Here is a 24,056-nt window from a genome sequence, read left to right as displayed (position 1 = left end):
ACCTCCTTGCTCTTGCTCGGTTCAGTTGGTCCGGTACGTGAGCAGCTGCCGGGTCAGCGGCTCCAGGTCGAGCCCGTTGACCTCGCGCAGGGTGCGTACGGCGTCGGCGGGCAGGGCGGTGAGGCCGTTCAGGGAACCGGCGATGGCGCCGGCCATCGCGGCGATCGTGTCGCTGTCGCCACCGAGGTTCGCCGCGAGGAGCGCGGCCCGCCACGGGTCGCCGCCGGTCAGCGCGAGCACCGCGAACGCCGCGGGGACCGACTCCTGGCTGGCGACGCTGGTGCCGATGAGCGCGACGACACGGTCGAGCGCCGCGGCCTCGTCGAGGCCCGCGATCAGCTCGCGCACCGAGGCGATCCGCGCCGAGATGCTGGCGCCCGCGACCCAGTGACCGCGCCGCGCACCGGCCTCGGAGGCGGCGATCGCGGCGTCGAATACGTCGTCGAGGGTGCCGCCCGCGATACCGGTGGAGACGGCCGCGGCGACGGCCGCCGCGCCCGCGATCCCGATGTTCGTGTCGTGCGTGACCTGGCAGGACTCGACTACCCGGTCCAGGAACGTCTCGCTGTCGTCAGGGGCGCAGGAGTAGGCGATGCCGACCGGCGCGACGCGCATCGCGGAGCCGTTCGTCGTGCCGTACTTCCCGGCCTCCTTGGGGTCGGCGCCCCGCTCCACGGCGTCGAGCGCTGCCTTGGTCGACGGGCCGAGCAGGTCGAACGACCCCTTGGCCTTCATCTCCCGCTCCCAGGACAGGAGTTCCTCGGCGAACCGCAGCGGGTCGACGTGCCCGCCGCCCTCCACGATCAGCCGCGCCACGATGACGGCCTGGTCGGTGTCGTCCGTGACGGACCCGGCGGGCATCCCGGCACTGACCGGGTTGTCGGGCCGCGCGGGCTCGAAGCCGCTCAGCGTGCCGTAGGCGCGGACGACGTCCTCGCGCGACATGACCTGGGTCGGCATGCCGAGCGCGTCGCCGAGCGCGAGCCCGTAGAAGGCACCGGCAGCGCGGTCGAAGAGAGCGGGATCGGGGGTGGTACTCACGGTTGGCCTCCTCGGCCGGTACGTACGTGCAGTTGGAACCGGGACGGGTCCAGCAGGCTCGTGACCTGCTCGACCACGCCCCCTTCCGCGTCGCGGAACACCTGGGCGACGCGGAGGAAGGACTCGCCGGAGGCGCGGCGCAGGATCGCGGCGCCGGCGTCGTCGAGTCCGGCGACGGCGATGTGCGCGTCACTGGACTCGCGAACCCGGCCCGCCGCGGCGAGCGTCTGGTCCAGGGAGCCACCGTCGAGTCCGCGCTCGACCAGATCGGCCAGCGGCCCGACGGCGGGCACCCGGCTGAACTCCAGCGAGACGCCGTGCCCGTCGGACAGTCGGCGTACGCGGTCGAGGGCGATGAACTCGTTGGATTCCAGGCCGAGTTCGGTGGCGAGCTCGGTGTCCCGGATCCGCTCGAAGCGCAGGGTCTGCGTCGTCAGCTCGGTGCCCTGTGCGGCCAGCGCCCTGGTCCAGCCGAGATGCTGGTCGAGCGGGGCGCCGTCGAACGTGACGATCGACCCGATCCCGGCGTGCGTCTCGATGAGCCCCTGCTCGCCGAGGACGCCGAGGGCCTGCCGCACGGTCGTCCTGCTGACCCCGAAGCGCTCCCGCAGTGCGTGCTCACCGGGCAGCTTGCTGCCGTCGGCGTGCACGCCCGTGCGGATCTCCTCGGCCAGCACATGGGCGATGCGGTAATGCTTGTGAACCTGTCCAGGCATGTCTAGAAGGTAAGCCCGAGAAAGCCGACCTGTCTACACCTGTCCAGTGTCGACTCGGTCGGCTTCTTGGTGGGCGTGTAGGGCTTGGCCCTTCTCGCTCAGCTCTTCTCGGCGGCCCTCGACCGGTACGACATCCACGCCGCGACCAGTGCGCCCGACACGTTGTGCCAGACCGAGAACACGGCGGCGGGCAGCGCGGCCAGCGGGCTGAAGTGGGCCGTGGCCAGGGAGGCCGCGAGGCCCGAGTTCTGCATGCCGACCTCGAAGGCCATGGCGCGCGACGCAGGCTTCCCGAGCCGGCCGAGCTTTCCGGCGCCGTACCCGAGCGCGAGGCCGAGACCGTTGTGCAGCACCACCGCGACCACGACGAGGGCCGCCGCCGACTTGATGGCGTCGGCGCTGCCCGCCACCACCACGGCCACGATCACGGCGATGGTCAGCGCGGACAGCCACGGGAGGACCTTCAGCAGCCGGTCGACGTAGCGGCCGAGCACGAGACGCACGACCAGGCCCGCGATCACCGGGAGCAGCACGGTCTTCAGGATGTCCGTCATCATCGACCCGGCGTCCACCGGCAGGTACGCGCCCGCGAGCAGCAGCGTCAGCGGCGGCGTGATCAGTGGCGCGAGCACGGTGGAGACGGTCGCGACGGACACCGACAGGGCGACGTCGCCGCGCGCCAGATAGGTCACGACGTTGGACGCGGTCCCGCTGGGCGCGCAGCCGACGAGGATGACACCGGCCGCCAGCTGCGGGGACAGGCCGAGCGCGTGGGCGATCGCCCAGCCCAGCCCCGGCATGATCACGTAGTGCGCGACGAGGCCGAGCCCCACGGCCCACGGCCGCTGCGCGACACCCTTGAAGTCCGTGAGGGTCATGGTGAGGCCCATGCAGAACATCACGACGCCGAGCAGGTAGGGCACGTTGGTGCCCCACCCGGCGAAGGTGCCGGGGGAGGTGAGACCCCAGGCGCCCGCGACAAGGACGAGTACGGGGAAGACGGTGACCGCGAGCCGGGCGGCGCGGTCGGTGGCCCCGCTCTCCGGGGCCGCCCCGGTCGCGGGACCGGCCGCGCTGTCGGCCGTGGCCTCGGCGGGGGTCTCCGCTGCGGGGGAGGCGGGGGACGTCTGTTCGGATTCGCTTCGCACCGGGCGATGCAACGCCGCGGCGGCGAATCCACGCAACCCTGTCTCGTTATGTGGTCCCTACACGAGTGACCGCCGTCACCCCGCCCGCCGTCCCGATCGCGATGTGCGGGGACCGCTCGGGGCGCACCCAGGTCAGGATCCGGCGCATGGCGTCCTTCGGCACGGACACGCAACCGGCCGTGGCCCCACGCCCGTTGACGTGCAGGAAGATTCCGGCTCCACGGCCGTGCACGGGGCGGTGGTAGTTGAAGCCGACCACGAGCGCGTGCGCGTACTGCGTCGCGTAGTCGGCGAGGCGCTCGGACTCGGCGGCGCGGCAGTCGCGGGGGCGCGGCTCGGTCCAGCGGTTGTACGAGCGGGAGGCGTTGTCCTGGCACCACCAGGAGTCGCGGTGCACGCGCCGGTACGTCGCCGTGGTCCCCTCGGGCGCCGCCTTGACGCCGAACGCGAAGGGCAGGTCGTAGAGGCCGGTGGGCGTGGTGTTGGTGCCCTGTTTGCGCTTGCTCCCCGCCGCGAGCCCGTTCGCCCCGAACCGCGCGGGCGCCGAACCCGCCTTCGCCCAGCGGCCGTTCGCGCCCCGGTCCCACCAGGTGACGGTGCCGGTGGTCGAGGACGTACGGGGTGCCTCGGCGGTGATCAGCTGACGGCCGCCGCCCGTGTCCGCCATACGGGCGGGCAGCGGGTCGGCGGCGGAGGCGGCGGGGGAGGGGGCCGCACCGAGGGCGGCGCAGGCGGCGACGGCGGTGGCGATACCTGCTCGAAAGGGGCGCATGGCTCAGAACGTAGCGGGCGGCAGCGGCAACGGCAGCCCGGGCAGTCCGTCCAGGCTCTTCGCGATGTACTCCTTCTTCTGGAAGTACGCGTCGAGCCCCGCGTCGTCCTCGCGCTCGAATCGCCTGCCGTGCAGGTCGCGGTCCTCGTCGTACGTCATGAAGGGAACGGTGTAGCCGCAGGTGTCGCGGATGTGTTCGGCGTGCACGACGATGATCGCGCGCAGGCCGTTGCGGGTCGGGTCGATGTCCGGGAAGCGGCCGACCAGCTCGGCGAAGCGCGGGTCGTCGCGGAACACGGGCTCGCCGCGGCCGTGCACCCGGACGATGTTCGGCGGGCCCTGGAACGCGCACCACATCAGCGTGATCCGGCCGTTCTCGCGGAGATGGGCGATGGTCTCGGCGTTGGAACCGGCGAAGTCCAGGTAGGCGACGGTCAGTTCGTCGAGCACGACGAAGGAGCCCTTGAGGCCCTTGGGGGAGAGGTTGACCGTGCCGTCGTCGGAGAGCGGCGCGGTGGCGGTGAAAAAGATCGGCTGGTCCTCGATGAACGTGCGCAGCCGCCCGTCTATGCGTTCATGGCTTTTTCCCATACCGGGATGATGCCCGGAAGCGGCGGCCCGTGGGGGCGATTGACGAATCATGCAGAACCCTGCATAATCATGCACAGCGACAAACGCACCGGCATTCAGATCCACCGGCCCGAGGAGCAGAGCACGTGAGCAGCAACACCGGCGATGTCCGCCTCTGGGGCGGCCGGTTCGCCGACGGCCCGGCCGAGGCCCTGGCGAAACTCTCCGCCTCCGTCCACTTCGACTGGCGCCTCGCCCCCTACGACATCGCGGGCTCCCGTGCCCACGCGCGCGTGCTCAACAAGGCGGGACTGCTCACCGAGGACGAGCTGACCCGCATGATCGGCGGCCTCGACCAGCTGGAGACGGACGTCGCGGACGGCTCCTTCGTCGGCACGATCGCCGACGAGGACGTGCACACCGCCCTGGAGCGCGGCCTCCTTGAGCGTCTCGGCCCGGACCTCGGCGGCAAGCTGCGCGCCGGCCGCTCGCGCAACGACCAGGTGGCGACGCTCTTCCGGATGTACCTGCGCGACGAGGCGCGGGCCATCGGCGGCCTGATCGCCGACCTCCAGGAGGCCCTCGTCGGCCTCGCGGAGGCGCACCCGGCCGTGGCGATGCCTGGGCGTACGCACCTCCAGCACGCCCAGCCGGTGCTCTTCGCCCACCACGTCCTGGCCCATGTCCAGTCCCTGTCCCGGGACGCGGAGCGGCTGCGCCAGTGGGACGAGCGGACGGCCGTCTCGCCGTACGGCTCCGGCGCCCTGGCGGGCAGCAGCCTCGGCCTCGACCCGGAGGCGGTGGCGCGGGACCTCGGCTTCGAGCACGGCAGCTCCGCCAACTCCATCGACGGCACGGCTTCGCGTGACTTCGTCGCCGAGTTCACCTTCATCACCGCGATGATCGGTGTGAACCTCTCGCGGATCGCCGAAGAGATCATCCTGTGGAACACGAAGGAGTTCTCCTTCGTCACGCTCCACGACGCCTTCTCCACCGGCTCGTCGATCATGCCGCAGAAGAAGAACCCGGACATCGCGGAGCTGGCGCGCGGCAAGTCGGGCCGCCTCATCGGCAACCTCACGGGCCTGATGGCGACGCTCAAGGCGCTCCCGCTCGCGTACAACCGTGACCTCCAGGAGGACAAGGAGCCGGTCTTCGACTCCTGCGACCAGCTGCGGCTGCTCCTCCCTGCGTTCACCGGCATGATGGCGACGCTCACGGTCAACCGGGAGCGCATGGAGGCCTTGGCCCCGGCCGGCTTCTCGCTCGCCACGGACATCGCCGAGTGGCTGGTGAAGCAGGGCGTGCCGTTCCGTGTCGCGCACGATGTCGCGGGCGAGTGCGTCAAGGTCGCCGAGGCGGAGGGCAAGGAGCTCGACGGCCTCACCGACGAGCAGTTCGCCAAGATCTCCGAGCACCTCACGCCCGAGGTCCGCACGGTGCTCAACGTTCCGGGCGCCCTGGCCTCCCGCTCGGGCCGCGGTGGCACGGCGCCGAGCGCGGTCGCCGTCCAGCTCGCCGAGGTCAAGCAGGACCTGACGGTGCAGCGCACCTGGGCCGACGCGAAGAAGTAGCCCCCGCAGGCACCGAGAAGGGCCCGGTTCGTCCATCCGTGGACGAGCCGGGCCCTTCTCGGTGTGCGCGTGCGTCGGAGCGGGCGCGGGAGCGGGGCGTCAGCGGCGAGCCTTCGCGCCGCCTCCGTAGCTCGACAGGTCGAGCAGCAGGCCGAAGACGATCACGACCCAGCCGATCCCGCCGACGCCGACCACGGGCGCGTACGCGAGGACGTAGCCCAGCGTCGTCCACGGCAGCAGGATCAGTCCCGCGAGCGGCAGCAGGACGCCGCTGAAGGCGCGGTCCACAAGGTTGGTGAACAGCCACGTGATCACCAGGGCCACGCGCGGCCCGATGGCCGCCATCGCCGCGAAGATGCAGCACCCCATGCCGGTACCTCCCGAGGGTCGAATGTCCCGACAGTCGTAACACCGCGTGAGGGGAGCGGCCACCGGAGACGGCCGAGCCGCGTGTGAGACATTTATGTCTCATGTGAGGTACTCTCGTCTCATGCCAGTCGATCGCGCTCAGGTGCTGCACAGCGCCGCCGCCCTGCTGACCCGCAAGTCCACTGCCACCATGGATGAGGTCGCGCGGGCCGCCGGCATCAGCCGCGCGACCCTGCACCGCCAGTTCGCGGGCCGGGACGCGCTGGTCCGCGCGCTGGAGGAGCTCGGCCTCGCCGAGTGCGAATCGGCGCTCGACCGGGCCCGGCTCGACGAGGGCCGGGTCGCGGACGCGCTGCGCGCCCTCATCCGCGAGCTCGAACCCTCGGCGCCGCTGCTCGCCTTCCTCGTGACGGAGAACCAGCTCTTCGAGGGGGAGCAGCAGAACGAGGGCTGGGCCCGTCTGGACGCCCGCATCGAAGCGCTCTTCCGGCGCGGCCAGGAGACGGGCGAGTTCCGGATCGATCTGACACCCGCCTGGCTGACCGAGGCGCTCTACGGCCTCATCGGCAGCGGCGCCTGGGCGGTACAGGACGGCCGCGTCGCGGCCAAGGACTTCCAATTCATGATCGTCGAGCTACTGCTCGGCGGGGCACTACGGAGAGTGGAACCATGACCAGCACACCACAGCGCACCCCTGCGGCGGAGGTGGTGTCGTCCCGTCCCGCGCGGTGGCTCGCCCTCTCCGTCCTCGTGCTGGCCGTGCTGCTCGTCGCCGTCGACGCGACCGTCCTCGGCCTCGCGACCCCGTACATCAGCGAGGACCTGAAGCCCTCCGGCACCCAGCTGCTCTGGATCGGTGACGTCTACTCGTTCGTCATCGCCGGACTGCTCGTCTCGATGGGCAGCCTCGGTGACCGCATCGGCCGCAAGAAGCTGCTCCTCGTGGGAGCGGTCGCCTTCGGCGCGGTCTCCGTGCTCAACGCGTACGCGACGACGCCCGAGCTGATGATCCTGGCGCGCGCCCTGCTGGGCGTCGCGGGCGCGACCCTGATGCCCTCCACGCTGGCCCTGATCCGCAACATCTTCCACGACCCGCGCGAGCGTTCGCTGGCCATCGGCATCTGGGGCGCGATGGCCTCGGCGGGCGCGGCGGTCGGTCCGGTCGTCGGCGGGTTCCTGCTGGAGCACTTCTGGTGGGGCTCGGTCTTCCTGATCAACCTGCCCGTGATGGCGATCCTGGTGGTCGTCGGCGCGAAGCTCATCCCCGAGTCGAAGAACCCGGTGCCGGGTCCGTGGGACCTGCTGAGCGTGGTGCTGTCCCTCGTCGGCATGATCGGTGTCGTCTACGCCGTGAAGGAGGCGGCGGCGCACGGCTTCGGCCTCGGTGTGGCGGCGTCGGCGGTGGTCGGTGTGGTGGGCCTGGTGTGGTTCGTGCGTCGCCAACTCACCCTGAAGGCGCCCTTGTTGGACATGCACCTGTTCCGCAACCGCGGCTTCTCGGGCGCGGTCCTCGCCGACCTCCTGACCATCCTCGGCCTCGCCGGCCTGGTCTTCTTCCTGTCGCAGTTCCTGCAACTGGTGCAGGGGCGTGAGCCGTTGGAGGCGGGCCTCGCCGAACTCCCGGCCGCGGTGGGTGCGGTGGCGGCAGGCCTGATCGCCGGTACGGTGGCGCGCCGCTTCTCGGTACGTTCCGTGGTCGCGGGTGGGCTCGCGGCGGTGGGCCTGGCCCTCGCCGCGCTCACCACGCTGAGCCAGTCGACCGGGTACCCGCTGCTGGGCGCGGTGCTGCTCGTCGTCGGCATCGGCGCGGGCTTCTCGTTCACGGTGACGGCCGACGTGATCCTCTCCAGCGTGCCCAAGGAGCAGGCGGGTGCGGCGTCGGCGGTGTCCGAGACGGCGTACGAACTCGGTACGGCACTCGGTATCGCGCTGCTCGGCTCGATCGTGACCGGCGTCTACTCGGGGTTCACGGTTCCGGCGGGTACGCCGGAGGATGTCGCGGTGGCGGCGCACGATTCGCTCGGCGGCGCGGTCGAGGCGGCGAGTGGCCTGCCGGCCGGGCAGGCGGACGCGCTCCTCGCCGGGGCGCAGTCGGCCTTCGTGGACGGCCTCCAGCTGGCGGCGGGCATCGGGGCGGTGGTGCTGCTGGCGACGTCGGTGGCGGCGTGGTTCCTCCTGCGCGGCCAACGCCTGGAACAGTGACCCGTCCCCGGCCACGGGGCTCCGCCCCGAACCCCGCTGCTCAATCGCCGCAGGGGCTTGAAAATCCCCACCCGCCGCTGGGGCTGCATATCAAGCCCCGCCGGCGTTTGAGGCGCGGGTCCGGGGCGGAGCCCCGTGGCGTGGGAACGGTGCGGCAGCAAGAAACCCGGCCGACCGGAAACATCCGGTCGACCGGGCCCGCACACCCGTAAGCGCGGCTACGCCGCCTTCGCCTTCGAGGCGTACATGTCCACGTACTCCTGACCGGACAGCCGCATGACCTCGGTCATCACGGAGTCCGTCACGGCCCGCAGCACGTACCGGTCGCGCCCCATCCCGTCATAGCGGGAGAACTCCATCGGCTCGCCGAAGCGCACGGTCACCTTGCCCGGACGCGGAATCCCCGCACCCCCGGGCTGCAGCTTGTCCGTGCCGATCATGGCGAAGGGGACGACGGGCGCACCCGTCATCAGCGTCAGACGGGCGATACCGGTCCGGCCGCGGTACAGCCGGCCGTCGGGGGAGCGCGTGCCCTCGGGGTAGATCCCGAAGATATTGCCCTCCTCCAGGACGCGGCGGCCGGTCATCAGCGCGGCCACACCGCCATTGGCCCCGTCGCGGTCGACCGGGATCATGCCGACCCCGGTGAAGAACCACGCCATGAGGCGGCCCTTGAGGGACTTGCCGGTGACGTACTCGTCCTTGCCGATGAAGAAGACCTGCCGGTCACAGACGAGCGGCAGCAGCATCGAGTCGATGAACGTCAGGTGGTTGCCCGCCAGAATGACGGGACCGTTCCCCGGAATCTTCTCTGCGCCTTCCACCCGTAGGCGGAACATCAGGCGCATGACCGGACCGAGCAGTGCCTTGATGAGCGCGAAGCGGGACAACGAGCCCTCCGATGTCAAGGAATGAGTGGTGGTGAACACCTGGTTTGGACTGAGGAATCTGTGCAGGTGAGGACGATACTCGCGGACGAGTACCCGTTGCACATCGGGTTCACCGACTGGATACGCGGAGTTGACCTGAGTTTGCGCCACGTTGATGTGCGGGCAACGCCCGGATGCCACGCCGCATCACCCTGACGTTCCGTCCAGGGTCTCCCACTCGTCACTTCCCCACCCCTACGATCGGTCTCGCTTTGACAGGTGCAAGGCAGTACTTGGTGGGAGGAGTGCTTCATGGGGAACAAGGGGAACGAGAAGTCACAGGCCGCGCAGGGGGCGCAGCAGCCACAGGCATCGGCGGCGCTCGGTCGGCGCTCGCTGCTCGGCGCGGCGGTCCTCGGCGCCGGAGTCACGGCATTCGGGGCGGCCGGAACGGCGAGAGCCGCGAGCAGAGAAAGTGGCGCGAATAACATGAAGAAGGGCCTCGCGGGCCTCCCCGTGCCCACGGTCATCGCGCACCGCGGCGCCAGCGGCTACCGGCCGGAGCACACGCTCGGCTCGTACCAGCTGGCGCTCGACATGGGCGCGCACATCATCGAGGCGGGCGACCTCTGCCCGACCAAGGACGGTCATCTCGTATGCCGTCACGAACCGGAAATCGGCGGCACGACCAATGTGTCGGACCACCCCGAGTTCGCCGGCCGCAGGACGACGAAGAGCCTCGACGGGGTGGCCACCACCGGCTGGTTCACCGAGGACTTCACGCTCGCCGAGCTGAAGACGCTGCGGGCCAAGGAGCGCATCCCGGGCACCCGCCGGCACAACACCCTCTACGACGGCCGCTGGGAGATCCCCACGTTCGAGGAGGTCCTGCGCTGGCGCGCCCAGCAGAGCAAGAAGCTCGGCCGCGAGATCTGGATCTACCCGGAGCTCAAGCACCCCACGTACTTCCGCAAGCAGAACCTCGGCCTGGAGGAGCGCATCGCCAAGGTGCTGCGCGCCCACGGACTGCACCGGAAGAACTCGCCCGTCATCATCCAGTCCTTCGAGCCGACGAGCATCCAGCGCATGAACAAGCTGGTCGGCAACCCGCTGGCCGTCCTGCTGTCCACGGCGAAGTCGCGCCCGTACGACTTCGTGGACACCGGCGACCCGCGCACCGTCGCCGACCTGATCACGCCCAAGGGGCTCGCGGAGATCGCGTCGTACGCGAACGGCATCGGACCCACCCTCGACCTGATCATCCCGAAGGACGCGAACGGCAAGCTGCTGGAGCCCACGACGCTGGTCAGGGACGCGCACAAGGTGGGCCTCGTCCTGCACCCGTACACGATGCGCAACGAGAACACCTTCCTGCCGGCCGACTTCAAGAAGGGCACCGACCCCAGCGCGTACGGCGACGCGTTCGGCGCCTTCAAGGCGTACTACGAGACCGGCATCGACGGCATCTTCTCCGACAACTGCGACACGGCGCTCCTCGCCCGCGAGGACTTCGTCAACGGGTGACCCCAGCAAGCCGGTTGGAGTGAGACCCGACCGCCCCGGCAACCGGCCGCCGGGGCGGCCCCGTCCCGGCGTACATGACGTACGACACCGTGATCGAGCCCCTGCGTCCCCTCCTCGCGGCCGAGGTCCGGGCCGAACTCCCGGGAGCCACCGGTGACCCGGGCGACCTCGAACAGGCCGTCTGGGTCCGCCTCCTGGAGCACCTCGCCACCCAGGGCCCACCGGACGACCCCGCCGCCTGGCTCCGCGAAGCGGTCCGCGCCGAGGCCCGCCGCCAGCGGAGTACGGCACTGCGCGAGCTGCCGTACGGCCTGCGGCCCGCCGCGGACCCGGCCGCCGTCGACCCCGAACGCCGCGCGCTCACCCACGAACGGGACCAGGCGCTGCGCGGTGCGGTGCGCCGGCTGCCCGGGCGCTGCCCGCGCCTCATCGGTGCGCTGCTGTCCCCGAAGGACCTCACTTACCGGGAAATCGCGGGCGAGTTGGGTATCTCACAGGGCAGCCTTGGGCCGGAACGTTCCAGATGTCTGGGTTGCCTGCGCAGAATCCTGTCCTCCGAGGTTGCGCTCACGGCCCGTCGGGGAAAAGGGTGAAGGACAACCGGCGAACAGGTGAGCGGGAGGCATGCACACATGGGCATGAGCGTGACCATCTCTGCGGCGACCGAAGCGGACACCGAGCAGATCCTGAAGTTGCAGTACCTCTGCTACCAGAGCGAGGCACAGCTCTACGGGGACTACTCGATCGAACCGCTCACACAGTCCCTGACCTCGATCAGGGCCGAACTCGACGGCGGCACCGTGCTCGTGGCGCGCCTCGGCGACGAAGTGGTGGCGTCCGTGCGCGGCACGGTCGACGCCGACGGCACGGCGCACATCAACAAGCTGATCGTCCACCCGCGCATGCAGCGGCACGGCCTGGGCGGCCGGCTGCTCACCGCCGTGGAGGCCGAGCTGGGAGGGGCGGGCGCCGCCAAGCGCTTCCAGCTGTTCACCGGCCACCGCAGCGACCACAACCTGCGCCTGTACCGTCAGCACGGCTACGCGCCCGTGTCCACGCAGCGGGTCGACGACCGGCTGACGCTGGTGACGCTCGCCAAGGACACCGAAGACCAGGACCAGGGCGCCGCGGCGAACGCCTTCGTGGCGAGTGCCTGACGGTCAGTTCGCCGGCTGCTGCCGCTGCAGCACACCCTTGCGCAGCCAGTACATCGCGCTCAGCGGCAGCAGTACCGGGATGAACAGATAGCCCACGCCGAAGTCCGACCACACGGTCGCGTCCGGGAACGCGGACGGCTCCACCAGCGTCCACGTACCGACGATCAGCACGCCCGCCAACTCCAGGGCGCAGCACACGAACGCGGCCTTGCGCGCCGTGTCCCCGCCGCGCACCAGCGAGTACGTGATGAAGGCGTACACGAGCCCCGCCACCGCCGACAGCGAGTACGCCAGCGGCGCCTTGTCGAACTCCGTGGAGATCTGCACCGCCGAGCGCGACACGGCACCGACGACCATCACGCCGTAGAGCCACACGAGCAGAATGCCGGGTCCGCTGATGAGGCGGCTCCGCTCCTTCGCTGCCTTCGCGGGTTCCTTCTTCGCAGCGGTCACAGCCACCTCAGCCTCCCCAGATGTCAAAGAGCCGCACCTCGAGAACGGCGAGCACCACGCCGCCCGCGGCGACCGTCACCGAACCCCAGCGGGTGCGCTCGGCAAGCGACATGAAGCCCGCCGCCGGAACGCACGCGAAGGCCCCGATCAGATACGCGACGAAGATCGTCGTGCCCTGGTCCGGCTTCTCGCCCCGCGCGAGCTGCACGATCCCGACCACCAGCTGCACCAGCGCGAGCACCGACACCACGGCCATGCCGATGAAGTGCCAGTCCTTCGTCGGCTGGTCGCGATACGCGGCGAAACCGCACCAGGCCGCGAGCGCCAGCGCGGCGAGACCCGTCACCAGGGTCAGGACATCAAGCATGGCCGTGAGCCTATTACGGGCCAAAAGACCCGATGCGCTCGACCCCGGGGTGACCCGTACCCTCGGGATACATGAAGATCACCGCTGACGCCCTGCTGTTCGACAACGACGGAACCCTGCTCTCGTCGATGGAGTCGGTGTACCGCTGCTGGACCCGCTGGGCCGAGGAGTACGGGATCACCGCCGAGGCCTTCGCCGCCGTAGAGCTGCACGGCCGCCCCGCCGCCGAAATCGCCGCCGACCTGCTGCCCCCCGAAAAGGTCGCGGACGCCGTGAAGCGCATCGAGGAGCTGGAGGTCGAGGACGTGCCCAACGGTGGGACCCACGTCCTGCCCGGCACGCTCGACCTGCTCACCTCGCTGCCCGACGAGAACTGGGCCGTGGTCACCTCCGCCACCCGCCGCCTCGCCGAGGCCAGGCTCGCCGCGGTCGGCATCAGGACACCGCTGCTCATCGCCGCGGACGACATCACGCACGGCAAGCCCAACCCCGAGCCGTTCCTGCTCGCTGCCGGGAAGCTGGGCGTGGACCCGGAGCGCTGCGTCGTCTTCGAGGACGCCCCGGCCGGTCTCACGGCGGGCCGCGTCGGCGGCATGAGGACCGTGGCGTTGACCACAACGCACGAGGCGGACGAGCTCTCCGCCGACGTCGTGGTGAAGGACCTCTCCGCGGTGTCCGCGCAGGTCACGGACGCGGGCGTGGAGATCACCGCCGCCGTCTGACCCCCCTTGAATGTTCGGCCCCCGCTGTCCGAATACCGGACGGCGGGGGCCGCTCGCGTCCTCACGTCTGCTTTACTTGCCGACATGACCACGACGAGCAGCCGCACCCTTGCGACCGAGGCGACCATGACGCCCGGTGCTGCTTGTATGTGTCGAATGTGCGCCTTCTGAGGGCCCCCACACCTCCCCCAAGCTCTCGAACAGACTCGAGCAGGGGGGACCCCCTAGTTCTCGCGCCCCGAAGCGAGACCCGCGCGCCCTGTTCCGTAGGGAGTGACTCCGCAGGGAGAAACCATTCGCCTACGTGACCGGGTCCGCCCCGCGCACAGCCTCTCCTCACCGGTTCTTCCGCCTCTGTGAGACCTGTCGCGCGCCCGGAAACTCCAGCCAAGTTCCCGACCGAATGCCCCGTGCCCGGCGCCACCCGTGCCGCGCACTCGACAGCTACGGAAACCCACGTGATCACCACAAAGGGCCTCACCAAGGTCTACCGCTCGCGCGGCCGAGAGGTCACCGCCCTCGACGGCGTCGATCTGCACGTGCGCGAAGGCGAGGTGTACGGCGTCATCGGACAGTCCGGCGCCGGCAAGTCCTCGCTGATCCGCTGCGTGAACCTGCTGGAGCGTCCGACCTCCGGCACCGTGACCGTCGCGGGACAGGACCTCACCGCCCTCGTCGGCCGCGGCTCGCGCGCAGGCAAGGAACTGCGCGAGGCGCGCAGCCGCATCGGCATGGTCTTCCAGCACTTCAACCTGCTGTCCTCGCGCACCGTGCAGGACAACATCGAGCTGCCGCTCGAAATCCTCGGCAAGTCGGGGAAGGAACGTTCCACCAAGGCGCTGGAACTGCTCGACCTGGTCGGCCTCGCCGACAAGGCCAAGTCCTACCCCGCCCAGCTCTCCGGCGGCCAGAAGCAGCGCGTCGGCATCGCCCGCGCGCTCGCCGGCGACCCGAAGGTGCTGCTCTCCGACGAGGCGACCAGCGCCCTCGACCCGGAGACCACCCGATCGATCCTCCAGCTGCTGCGCGACCTCAACCGGCAGCTCGGCCTCACCGTGCTGCTCATCACGCACGAGATGGACGTCGTCAAGAGCGTCTGCGACTCCGCCGCCCTCATGGAGCGCGGACGGATCGTCGAGTCCGGCACCGTCAGCGAGCTCCTCGCGACACCCGGCTCCGAACTCGCCTCCGCGCTCTTCCCGGTCAGCGGCGAGGCCTCCGGCGACGACCGCACCGTCATCGACGTCACCTTCCACGGCGAGTCGACGACCCAGCCGGTCATCTCGCAGCTCTCCCGCACCTACAACGTCGACATCTCGATCCTCGGCGCCGCGATGGACACCGTCGCGGGCAAGCAGGTCGGCCGCATGCGCATCGAACTGCCCGGCCGCTACGACGACAACGTCGTGCCGATCGGCTTCCTGCGCGAACAGGGCCTCCAGGTCGACGTCCAGGGCACCTCGCCCGCCGCTCTGAAGAAGGAAGGTGTCACCAAGTGACCTGGTCGGAGATGCAGCCGCTGCTGTCCCAGGCATGTTGGGACACCTTCTACATGGTCGGCTGGTCCACGCTGATCGCGATCATCATCGGGCTGCCGCTCGGTGTGCTCCTCGTCCTCACGGACCGCGGCGGACTGCTGCAGAACGCGTATCTGAACAAGATCATCGGGCAGATCGTGAACATCGTCCGCTCGATGCCCTTCATCATCCTGATGGTCGCCCTGATGGGCTTCACGCGCGCGATCGTCGGCACCACCATCGGCCGCGAGGCCGCCATCGTGCCGCTCGCCATCGGCGCCATCCCGTTCTTCGCGCGGCTCGTCGAGACGTCCGTACGTGAGGTCGACGGCGGCCTGATCGAGGCCGTCCAGTCGATGGGCGGCAACACCTGGACCGTCGTACGCAAGGTCCTCGTGCCCGAGTCGCTGCCCTCGCTGATCTCGGCGACCACCACGACGATCGTCGCGCTCATCGGCTACTCCGCGATGGCCGGCACGGTCGGCGCGGGCGGCCTCGGCGACATCGCGATCCGCTACGGCTACCAGCGCTTCGAGGCCAACCTGATGTGGATCACGGTGGCGGTCCTCGCCGTCGTCATCTCGCTCATCCAGTTCGCGGGCGACAGCGGGGCCCGGGTCCTGCACCGCCGTGCGGGCAAGGGCGGCGACCCGATCCGCTTCAACCTCTTCGCCGGCCGTACGGCCGTCACCGCCACCAAGTCCGGCTGAACCCTGTTCCACCCGCCCTGCTCGGCGGGTCGCACTACTGATGGAAAGGCACTTTTCGTGCGTAACACCACCAAGATCACCGCAGCTGTCCTCGCCACCGGCGCCCTCACCCTGGGCCTGACGGCCTGCGGCTCCGAGAAGGCCGACACCAAGGCCAAGGCCTCCGACCCGTTGGTCGTCGCCGCGACTCCCGTCCCGCACGCCGAGATCCTCAACTACATAAAGAAGGACCTGGCGAAGAAGGAAGGCCTCAACCTCGAGGTCAAGGAGTTCACCGACTACGTCACGCCGAACAACGCCACCGAGGACGGTTCGGTCGACGCCAACTACTTCCAGACGACGCCCTACCTGGAAGACTTCAACAAGAAGAACGGCACGCACCTCAAGTCGGTCGCCACCGTCCACCTGGAGCCGCTCGGCCTCTACTCGCAGAAGGCCAAGAAGCTCGAAGGCCTCAAGAAGGGCGGCACCGTCGCCCTTCCGAACGACGCCGACAACGAGAGCCGCGCGCTGCGCTTCCTCGCCGCCAATGACCTGATCACCCTCAAGAAGGGCTCGGAGTCCGCCGCGACCCCGCAGGACATCGCGAAGAACCCGAAGGACCTCCAGTTCAAGGAGGTCGAGGCCGCGCAGACCCCGCGCTCCCTCAAGGACGTCGACGCCGCGGTGATCAACGGCAACTACGCCATCGGTGCCGAGCTGAACCCCGCCAAGGACGCCCTCGCCCTGGAGTCCACCAAGAACAACGAGTACAACAACGTGCTCGCTGTGAAGGACGGAAACCAGGACGACCCGCGCATCAAGAAGCTCGCGAAGCTCCTGACGTCGCCCGAGGTCAAGAAGTTCATCGACGACAAGTACAAGGGCTCGGTGCTCCCCTCCTTCTGATGCGTACTTCCCTGAAGTCCACGATTCCCGCCGCCGTGACCGCCGGGGCACTCGTCCTCGGCCTCACGGCCTGCGGCTCCGACAAGGCGGACGCGAGCGAGAAGCTGGTCGTCGGGGCCACGCCGACGCCGGCCGGCGAAGTCCTCACGTACGTACAGAAGAACCTGGCGAAGAAGGCCGGACTCGACCTGGAGATCAAGGAGTTCACGGACTACGTCCTGCCGAACACCGCGCTCCAGCAGGGCGACCTCGACGCCAACCTGTTCCAGCACACGCCGTACCTGAAGGACTTCAACAAGTCCAAGGGCACGACGCTCGCACCGGTCACCCAGGTCTACCTGCCGCCGCTCGGCTTCTACTCGAAGAAGACGAAGGACGTCACCGAGCTGCGCGACGGGGCCACCGTCGCGCTGCCGAACGACATCACCAACGAGGGCAGGGCGCTCGAACTCCTCGCCTCCCAGGGCGTGATCGGGCTCAAGAAGGGCGCCGGTCTGAACGCGACGCCCAAGGATGTCGCGAAGAACCCCAAGGGGCTCAAGTTCAAGGAGCTCGAAGCGGCCCAGCTGCCGCGCTCGTTGGACGACGTCGACGTGGCCGCCGTCAACAACAACTTCGCGATGGACGCGGGACTGAACCCCAAGAAGGACGCCATCCTTCTGGAGTCCGTCAAGGACAACCCGTACAACAACATCCTCGCCGCGAAGAAGGGCGAGGAGGACGACCCGCGGGTCAAGAAGCTGGCGGAGCTGCTGACTTCGCCCGAGGTCAAGAAGTTCATCGAGACCACGTACAAGGGTTCGGTGCTCCCCGTCTGAGGGACCCGTACACCGCCCTTCCATGGGGGCCGCTCCTGGCAACAGGGGCGGCCCCCATGTGCAGTTACGTGTCTTCATGCTGCATGCTGGGCACTTGACCAGGCCGACGCGAAGGTAGAGGCCAACGAAGGTTACGGAGAGCGGCGCATGACGAACAGCTTCCCCAGGATCTCCATCAGCACGGAGCGCTTGGTGCTGCGTCCGCTCGACGAGGACGACGTACCGGCGCTCGCGGAGATGATGAACGACGAGCTGGTCGTCGCCTGGACGGCGGTGCCGCAGCCGTTCACGGAGGAGGGCGCGCGCGACTGGATCACCGAGGGTGCGCCGAAGGAACGGGCGAGCGGCGCCGGACTCCACTTCGCCGTCACCGAGTTCCTCACCCAGCGGCTCGTCGGCACCATCCAGCTGACCGGAACCGACTGGCATGTGCGCGCCACCGAGCTCTCGTACATCGTCGCCCCCTGGGCCCGCGGTGAGGGCTACGCGTCCGAGGCCGCGCTCGCCACGGCCCAGTGGCTCTTCCGCGACCAGCGCCTGGAGCGCATCGAACTGCGCACCGCCGCCGACAACACCGCGGCCCAGCAGGTCGCCCAGAAGATCGGCTGCATCAGCGAGGGCGTGCTGCGCAACGCCTGCATAGCGCGTACGCGCACCGAGGACGGCGGCCTCGCCGAGGCCCGCACGGACTTCATCGTGTGGAGCCTGCTGCCCGAGGACCTGGAGGGTGTCACCGAGCAACTGGCGGAGGCCGGGGGTTTCACCGCCTTCTCGGACTGGAACTGACCCCACGGGCGATCGGTGGTCCGGGCAGGTACGCTCACGGTGCCCCGACCCCGGCGGCACCCCCGACCTCCGTGCCGCATGGGCACGTACGTACCCGAGCACACCCAGGAGACTGACGACGATGGCCGACCGGGTCACGGTGATCGGCTGGGACGGTTCGCCGCTGACGGCCGCGGCCCGCTCAGCACTCGGCGCGGCCACGCTCGTGGCGGGCGCCGGGCACCACCTGGCGCTCCCCGAGGTGCCCGAGCGCGCCGAGCGCGTCCGGCTCGGCAGCGTGGCTCTCGCCGCCCGCCGCATCGCGGGCCATCGCGGCACGGCCGTCGTGCTCGCGGACGGCGACCCCGGCTTCTTCGGTGTCGTACGCACCCTGCGCGCGCCCCAGTACGGCCTTGAGGTCGAGGTCGTGCCCGCTGTGTCCTCGGTCGCCCAGGCGTTCGCCCGCGCGGGCATGCCCTGGGACGACGCACAGGTGGTCGTCGCACACCGACGCACCCTGCGACGCGCGGTGAATGTGTGCCGCGCCCACACCAAGGTCGCCGTTCTCACCTCACCGGGCGCCGGCCCCGCCGAACTCGGCCTGCTCCTGGAAGGCGTCCACCGCACCTTCGTCATCTGCGAGGAGCTCGGCACCGACCGCGAACAGGTCACCGTCGTCACCTCCGACAAGGCCGCCGACCACGCGTGGCGCGACCCCAATGTCGTCATCGTCATCGGAGGCCCGGTCACCGGCGCCTCGGAGAACGGCGGCTGGCTGGCCGGCGGCGACCCCGACACGGGACCGCGCGGCTGGGCCCTGCCCGCGCACGAGTACGCGGGACCGTTCGGCGAGGGCGAGAGCGAACAGCTGCGCGCCGCCCAACTCGCCCGCCTGGGGCCCCGAGCGGGCGACCTGGTGTGGGACATCGGCTGCGGCAGCGGAGCGTTCACGGCGGAGACCGGACGGTTCGGCGCCGCCGTCATCGCCGTCGACCGGGACGCCGACGCCTGCGCCCGGACCCTCGCCGTCGCCCGCCGCTTCGGCGTCCAGGTCCAGATCGTGAACGGCACCGCCCCGTACGCCCTCGAAGACCTCCCGGAGCCCGACGTCGTCCGCGTCGGTGGCGGGGGAGCGGCCGTCGTATCGGCCGTCGCGGACCGGCGCCCCGCCCGTATCGTCACGCACGCCGCGACACGCGACGCCGCCGAACTCATCGGCAGGGACCTGACGGAGCACGGATACGAGGTCGAGTGCGCCCTCCTGCAATCCGTCGAACTGGACACTCGCGTCTGGACGGAGAAGGAGCGGACCGTGGGGTTCCTCCTCTCGGGACGGCTGCCCGTCCGCCACCCGTGACCCTGGCGGCGCGCCGCGCGCGGTAGGCTGGCCGATCGTTGTACCGCACCGGGACGTTCGGCTCTTCGTACGCCAATGTCCCGAAAACGCACCACTTTTGAGGTGCGTGTGGTACGGCAGCGACCGGAGGACGCGCAACGTGGCGCAGTCCACAGAAGGCCATGGTCGAACTACGTTCCGTGGCCGCGGTCCGACCGGGACAATGCCTGTTGTCCGGAGCGGTTCGTGCCGCGTGGCACGCACGCTCGTTGTTGTTGACGGGCGGTCGACGCGTCGCCCCGGACAGCGAAACAGTGAAGCGTGAAGCTGCTCGCAGTTCCGGCGGACGGCCGGGGGCGGCCAGGAAGTTCTCATTCGATGGGCGAGGGGTAGGCATGACCGACACCGGTCAGGTTCCGGGCGAAGGGCTGCCGGAGGACGCGGGTACGGCGGAGCCGCCGGGCGTTCCCGCACCCGGCGCGTACACCTACCTCGATCCCGCGGACGCCACGGCCGAGGACGACGAGATCCTCCTGATGCCCGGTTCGCAGGGCGCCTGGGGCCAGCCGCAGGCGCAGCCGACGGACCAGAGCCACAGCCAGGGGCAGGGCCAGCAGTACGCCCCGTCCCAGTCTCAGCCCCGCCGCCCGCTGCACATGGGCCCTGCCGTCCCCGACACGAACGGCAGTCCGGTCCGCTCGCTCGCCGACCGCGGCCCCGCCCAGCAGACGCCGATGCCGGCTCGTCAGTCGGGCCCGCCCACCACGGGACCGGAGTACCTGGACATCCCGCCGCAGGGCGCCGCCCCGTGGCAGCCGGCCCAGGCCCAGCAGCTGCCCCCCGCAGAAACGGTCGCTCCGCAGTACGCGCAGCCCGAAACCCCCGCGCACGCCCAGGAGTTCGCCCAGGTCGGCGCGTACGCGGGCCACGCCCCGTACGAGCAGAGCCAGGGCGGCTACGACTACCCGCAGCAGCCGGGCTACGCGGGGCACGGATACGCCCAGCAGCCCGCCGCGGACCAGACACTCGGCCAGTTCATCCCGGTCGACGGCATCATCCCCACGACCCCGCACCTGGCACCGACCCCGCCGCAGGCGATGGTGGTCCCACCACTCCCGGAGGAGCAAGGCGCTGCCGCGCAGCTTGCGGGTGAGCAGGGTGCGACTACGCCGGAAGCCGGCACCGGTCAGGAAGACGCGGCCGGCCGGCCGGACGCGGTTGAGCAGCAGTCGTTCGCCGCACAGCGGGAGGCCGCCGACCAGCAAGCCGTCAGCGACCCGCGAGGCGTGGCCGCGCAGCGGGCTGCTGCCGACCAGCGGGCCGTTGCCGACCAGCGGGCTGCCGCCGACCAGCAGGTGGTTGTCGACCAGCTGAGCGCTGGCGATCAGGTAGGCGTCGCCGACCAGCAGGTCGCTGTCCCGTCGCAGATCGCTGCCGACGGCCAGGGCGCTGGCGATCACGTAGGCGTCGTCGACCAGCAGGTCGCTGCCGGGCAGCAGGCCACCGCCGATCACCAGGGCGCTGGCGCGTCGCAGGTCGCTGCCGAGGAGCAGGGCGCTGGCGATCACGTAGGCGTTGCTGGTCAGCAGGCCGTTGCTGGTCAGCAGGCGACCGCCGATCAGCAGGGCGCTGGCGCGTCGCAGGTCGCTGCCGAGGACCAGGGCGCCGGCGATCACGTAGGCGTCGCTGACCAGCAGGTCACTGCCGGGCAGCAGGCCACCGCCGATCACCAGGCCGCTGCCGCGTCGCAGGCCGCTGTCGACGACCAGGGCGCTGGCGACCGCGCAGGCTTTGCCGGTAACGAGGTTGCGGGCGGTGGCGTAGGCGCCGCTGACCAGCAGGCCGCTGTCGCGCCGCAGGTCGCCGCCGAGGACCAGGGCACTGGCGATCACGTAGGCGCCGCTGACCAGCCGGTCGCTGTCGCGCCGCAGGCCACCGCCGAGGACCAGGGCACTGGCGATCACGTAGGCGCCGCTGACCAGCCGGTCGCTGTCGCGCCGCAGGCCACCGCCTACGACCAGGCCGCAGGCGATCACGCAGGCTTTGCCGGTCACGGGGCTGCGGGCGGTGACGCAGGCGTTGCTGACCAGCAGGCCGCCGCTGTCCACCAGGCCGCAGGCGATGACGCAGGCGTTGCCGACCAGCAGGTCTCCGCCACGCCGCCGGCCGCCGCTGACCAGCAGGTCTCCGCCACGCCGCCGGCCGCCGCTGACCAGCAGGTCGCTGCCGCGCCGCATGCCGTTGGCGGTCACCAGGCCACCGCCGACCACCCGGCTGAAGGTGATCACGTAGCCGTCGCCGACCAACCGGTCGCTGCAACGCCGCAGGCCACTGCAAACGACCAGGCCGCAGGCGTCGCTGACCACCAGGCGGCTGCCACGCCGCACTCCACCGCCGACCAGCAGCCCGCCCCCGGTCAGCCGGAGGCCACCGTCACCGAAACGCAGGACCCGCACGCCATGGCCAACCAGCTGCCCGCCGAACAGGCGCCCGCGCACGCCACGGAGTGGGCCGGCCCCGACTCCGCCGAGACGGCGGAGGCCGCAAGCGTTCCCGCTCCGCGCGAAGGCGACTCCACCGCGATCCCGCTGCCCGAGGCCGTCGGCACCGAGGACCCCGCGGAGCAGACCCTCGCGCCCGCCGAGCTGACGGGCGAGCCCGAGCACCTCACGCCGGAGCGCGAGGCGCACCCCGCCGCCCCCGCCTACGACGACGCCGAGCGCGAGGCGGTGCTGCGCGTGATGCGCGAGCGCCGCGACATCCGCAACGGCTTCCGCAGCGACCCGATCCCGCACGAGGTGCTGCTGCGCGTCCTGGAGGCGGCCCACACGGCGCCGTCCGTGGGCCACTCGCAGCCCTGGGACTTCGTCGTGATCCGCTCGGCGGACACCCGCCACGCGATGCACGAACTGGCCATGCGCCAGAAGGACGCGTACGCCAAGTCCCTGCCCAAGGGCCGCGCGAAGCAGTTCAAGGAACTGAAGATCGAGGCCATCCTCGACACCCCGGTGAACATCGTCGTCACCGCCGACCCGACCCGCGGCGGCCGCCACACCCTGGGCCGCCACACGCAGCCGCAGATGGCCCCGTACTCCTCCGCCCTCGCGGTCGAGAACCTGTGGCTCGCGGCCCGCGCCGAGGGCCTCGGCGTCGGCTGGGTCAGCTTCTTCGACGAACGCGAGATGGTCCGCTCCCTCGGCCTGCCGGAGCACCTCGAAGTCGTCGCGTACCTCTGCGTCGGCTACGTCGACGAGTTCCCGGAGGAGCCGGAACTGATGCAGGCCGGCTGGTCCAAGCGCCGCCCGCTGTCGTGGGTCGTGCACGAGGAGACGTACGGCCGCCGCGCGCTGCCCGGCGAGGACCCGCACGACCTGCTCGCGGAGACCGTCTCCAACATCCGCCCGCTGGACGCGAAGGCGCTCGGTGAGGCGTGGGAGCGGCAGAAGCGGATGACGAAGCCCGCGGGCGCGCTCGGCATGCTGGAGATCATCTCCGCCCAGCTGTCCGGCCTCTCCCGCGTGTGCCCGCCGCCGATCCCGGAGCCCGCGGCCGTCGCGATCTTCGCAGGCGACCACGGCGTGCACGCGCAGGGCGTCACCCCCTGGCCGCAGGAGGTCACGGGCCAGATGGTCGCCAACTTCCTTGGCGGCGGCGCGGTCTGCAACGCGTTCGCGAGCCAGGTCGGCGCCGAGGTCTGCGTCATCGACGTCGGCGTGGCCTCCGAACTCCCGGCGACGCCCGGCCTGTTGCCCCGCAAGGTCCGCGCAGGCACCGCCGACATGACGACAGGCCCCGCCCTGACCCGCGAAGAGGTCAAGGAGGCCATCGAGGTCGGCATCGAGACGGCCCGCGACCTCGTGGCGGCCGGCAACAAGGCGCTGATCACCGGAGAGATGGGCATCGCGAACACCACCGCGTCCGCCGCCCTGATCTCCGTCTACACCGAGGTCGACCCCGCCGATGTGACCGGTCGTGGCACCGGCATCAACGACGAGACGCACTCCCGCAAGGTCGAGGTCGTGCGCCGCGCCCTCGACGTGCACAAGCCCGACCCGGCCGACCCGATCGGCGTCCTCGCGGCGGTCGGCGGCCTGGAGCACGCGGCCATGGTCGGCCTGCTCCTGGGCGGCGCCTCGCTGCGTACGCCGGTGATCCTCGACGGCGTCAGCGCCGGTGCGGCCGCCCTCGTCGCGCGCGCCATCGCCCCCGAGGTCCTCGCGGCCTGCATCGCGGGCCACCGCAGCGCGGAGCCGGGCCACGTGGCGGCCCTGAACAAGCTGGGCCTGCGCCCGCTCGTCGACCTGGACCTGCGCCTCGGTGAGGGCACGGGCGCCCTCCTGGCCCTCCCGATCGTCCAGAGCGCGGCCCGCGCGATGCACGAGGTCGCCACGTTCGACTCGGCAGGCGTCACGGAGAAGTAGCCCCCACCCCTTCCCGAAACTGCCTCTGGTCCGCAGAGCGGGGGGTCCGGGGGCGGAGCCCCCGGTTTCGGGAAGGGGCGGGGTGGGGGAAACCTCCTCGTCACGCCCACGACGTAC

General features: G+C 70.7%; 23 protein-coding genes. 14 read left to right on the top strand and 9 right to left on the bottom strand.

Annotated features, from left to right (window positions below; all coding sequences use genetic code 11):
• Positions 1-21: 21 nt before the first annotated feature.
• From ACFYWS_RS22390 to ACFYWS_RS22370, 5 genes are all read right to left on the bottom strand, one after another.
• Positions 22-1,041, bottom strand: a complete 1,020-nt coding sequence (locus ACFYWS_RS22390; RefSeq protein WP_389279306.1) for an ADP-ribosylglycohydrolase family protein — start codon at positions 1,039-1,041, stop codon at positions 22-24.
• A complete protein-coding gene (locus tag ACFYWS_RS22385; RefSeq protein WP_389279304.1) occupies positions 1,038-1,757 on the bottom strand; it encodes a GntR family transcriptional regulator in 720 nt (239 codons plus the stop codon). The genes ACFYWS_RS22390 and ACFYWS_RS22385 overlap by 4 nt, the downstream gene beginning before the upstream one ends.
• Positions 1,758-1,855: 98 nt before the next feature.
• Complete coding sequence (locus tag ACFYWS_RS22380) at positions 1,856-2,905, bottom strand: bile acid:sodium symporter family protein (protein WP_389279302.1); 1,050 nt, start codon at positions 2,903-2,905, stop codon at positions 1,856-1,858.
• A gap of 46 nt (positions 2,906-2,951) precedes the next feature.
• A complete protein-coding gene (locus ACFYWS_RS22375) occupies positions 2,952-3,677 on the bottom strand; it encodes a L,D-transpeptidase (RefSeq protein WP_389279300.1) in 726 nt (241 codons plus the stop codon).
• Positions 3,678-3,680: 3 nt separating this feature from the next.
• Positions 3,681-4,268 carry a pyridoxamine 5'-phosphate oxidase family protein gene (locus tag ACFYWS_RS22370; protein ID WP_389279298.1) on the bottom strand — a complete coding sequence of 196 codons (588 nt, stop codon included), beginning with the start codon at positions 4,266-4,268 and terminating at the stop codon, positions 3,681-3,683.
• A gap of 125 nt (positions 4,269-4,393) precedes the next feature.
• Here ACFYWS_RS22370 and argH point away from each other — a divergent pair, with 125 nt between their 5' ends.
• Positions 4,394-5,821 (top strand): argininosuccinate lyase, encoded by a 1,428-nt coding sequence (gene argH / locus ACFYWS_RS22365; RefSeq protein WP_389279296.1) that lies wholly within the window; start codon positions 4,394-4,396, stop codon positions 5,819-5,821.
• Positions 5,822-5,920: 99 nt separating this feature from the next.
• On the opposite strand, the gene ACFYWS_RS22360 is transcribed toward argH, so the two are convergent.
• Positions 5,921-6,190 (bottom strand): hypothetical protein, encoded by a 270-nt coding sequence (locus ACFYWS_RS22360; RefSeq protein WP_389279294.1) that lies wholly within the window; start codon positions 6,188-6,190, stop codon positions 5,921-5,923.
• A gap of 121 nt (positions 6,191-6,311) precedes the next feature.
• On the opposite strand from ACFYWS_RS22360, the gene ACFYWS_RS22355 reads away from it, so the two are divergent.
• Positions 6,312-6,863 carry a TetR/AcrR family transcriptional regulator gene (locus tag ACFYWS_RS22355; protein ID WP_389279292.1) on the top strand — a complete coding sequence of 184 codons (552 nt, stop codon included), beginning with the start codon at positions 6,312-6,314 and terminating at the stop codon, positions 6,861-6,863.
• Positions 6,860-8,392: an MFS transporter gene (locus ACFYWS_RS22350; protein WP_389279290.1), complete on the top strand. Its 1,533-nt coding sequence runs from the start codon at positions 6,860-6,862 to the stop codon at positions 8,390-8,392. The genes ACFYWS_RS22355 and ACFYWS_RS22350 overlap by 4 nt, the downstream gene beginning before the upstream one ends.
• Before the next feature lie 218 nt (positions 8,393-8,610).
• Here ACFYWS_RS22350 and ACFYWS_RS22345 read toward each other — a convergent pair whose 3' ends face one another.
• Positions 8,611-9,300 (bottom strand): lysophospholipid acyltransferase family protein, encoded by a 690-nt coding sequence (locus tag ACFYWS_RS22345; RefSeq protein WP_389279288.1) that lies wholly within the window; start codon positions 9,298-9,300, stop codon positions 8,611-8,613.
• A gap of 273 nt (positions 9,301-9,573) precedes the next feature.
• Here ACFYWS_RS22345 and ACFYWS_RS22340 point away from each other — a divergent pair, with 273 nt between their 5' ends.
• The 3 genes from ACFYWS_RS22340 (at position 9,574) to ACFYWS_RS22330 (ending at position 11,942) form a co-directional block, all read left to right on the top strand.
• Positions 9,574-10,785 carry a glycerophosphodiester phosphodiesterase gene (locus ACFYWS_RS22340; protein ID WP_389279286.1) on the top strand — a complete coding sequence of 404 codons (1,212 nt, stop codon included), beginning with the start codon at positions 9,574-9,576 and terminating at the stop codon, positions 10,783-10,785.
• Between the two features lie 74 nt (positions 10,786-10,859).
• Positions 10,860-11,378: a sigma-70 family RNA polymerase sigma factor gene (locus tag ACFYWS_RS22335; protein ID WP_389279284.1), complete on the top strand. Its 519-nt coding sequence runs from the start codon at positions 10,860-10,862 to the stop codon at positions 11,376-11,378.
• 39 nt (positions 11,379-11,417) lie between these two features.
• Positions 11,418-11,942, top strand: coding sequence for a GNAT family N-acetyltransferase (locus ACFYWS_RS22330; RefSeq protein ID WP_389279282.1), 525 nt, complete (start codon positions 11,418-11,420; stop codon positions 11,940-11,942).
• A gap of 3 nt (positions 11,943-11,945) precedes the next feature.
• Here ACFYWS_RS22330 and ACFYWS_RS22325 read toward each other — a convergent pair whose 3' ends face one another.
• Positions 11,946-12,401 (bottom strand): hypothetical protein, encoded by a 456-nt coding sequence (locus ACFYWS_RS22325; protein WP_389279280.1) that lies wholly within the window; start codon positions 12,399-12,401, stop codon positions 11,946-11,948.
• 1 nt (position 12,402) lies between these two features.
• Entirely contained in the window at positions 12,403-12,762 is a 360-nt protein-coding gene (locus ACFYWS_RS22320) for a hypothetical protein (protein WP_266721663.1), read from the bottom strand.
• Positions 12,763-12,833: 71 nt separating this feature from the next.
• Here ACFYWS_RS22320 and ACFYWS_RS22315 point away from each other — a divergent pair, with 71 nt between their 5' ends.
• The 8 genes from ACFYWS_RS22315 (at position 12,834) to cobT (ending at position 23,939) form a co-directional block, all read left to right on the top strand.
• Positions 12,834-13,484, top strand: coding sequence for an HAD-IA family hydrolase (locus ACFYWS_RS22315; protein WP_389279278.1), 651 nt, complete (start codon positions 12,834-12,836; stop codon positions 13,482-13,484).
• A gap of 458 nt (positions 13,485-13,942) precedes the next feature.
• Entirely contained in the window at positions 13,943-14,983 is a 1,041-nt protein-coding gene (locus ACFYWS_RS22310; protein ID WP_389279276.1) for a methionine ABC transporter ATP-binding protein, read from the top strand.
• Positions 14,980-15,711: a methionine ABC transporter permease gene (locus ACFYWS_RS22305; RefSeq protein WP_389279274.1), complete on the top strand. Its 732-nt coding sequence runs from the start codon at positions 14,980-14,982 to the stop codon at positions 15,709-15,711. Before ACFYWS_RS22310 ends, ACFYWS_RS22305 begins: the two co-directional genes overlap by 4 nt.
• Positions 15,712-15,768: 57 nt before the next feature.
• Complete coding sequence (locus ACFYWS_RS22300; RefSeq protein ID WP_389279272.1) at positions 15,769-16,599, top strand: MetQ/NlpA family ABC transporter substrate-binding protein; 831 nt, start codon at positions 15,769-15,771, stop codon at positions 16,597-16,599.
• A complete protein-coding gene (locus ACFYWS_RS22295) occupies positions 16,599-17,417 on the top strand; it encodes a MetQ/NlpA family ABC transporter substrate-binding protein (protein ID WP_389279270.1) in 819 nt (272 codons plus the stop codon). Before ACFYWS_RS22300 ends, ACFYWS_RS22295 begins: the two co-directional genes overlap by 1 nt.
• 147 nt (positions 17,418-17,564) lie before the next feature.
• Positions 17,565-18,203, top strand: coding sequence for a GNAT family N-acetyltransferase (locus tag ACFYWS_RS22290; protein WP_389279268.1), 639 nt, complete (start codon positions 17,565-17,567; stop codon positions 18,201-18,203).
• Positions 18,204-18,324: 121 nt separating this feature from the next.
• Entirely contained in the window at positions 18,325-19,539 is a 1,215-nt protein-coding gene (gene cbiE, locus ACFYWS_RS22285) for a precorrin-6y C5,15-methyltransferase (decarboxylating) subunit CbiE (protein WP_389279266.1), read from the top strand.
• Positions 19,540-19,913: 374 nt separating this feature from the next.
• The gene (cobT, locus tag ACFYWS_RS22280; protein WP_389279264.1) at positions 19,914-23,939 is read left to right on the top strand and encodes a nicotinate-nucleotide--dimethylbenzimidazole phosphoribosyltransferase; all 4,026 of its coding nucleotides are present in this window, start codon (positions 19,914-19,916) and stop codon (positions 23,937-23,939) included.
• Positions 23,940-24,056 lie beyond the last annotated feature (117 nt).

Origin of the sequence: Streptomyces sp. NPDC002795, from assembly GCF_042888725.1 — a bacterium.
In the GTDB taxonomy this organism is placed as follows: Bacteria; Actinomycetota; Actinomycetes; order Streptomycetales; family Streptomycetaceae; genus Streptomyces.
The sequence above is the reverse complement of the archived record's forward strand: the minus strand, read 5'-3'. Positions and strand labels throughout refer to the sequence as shown.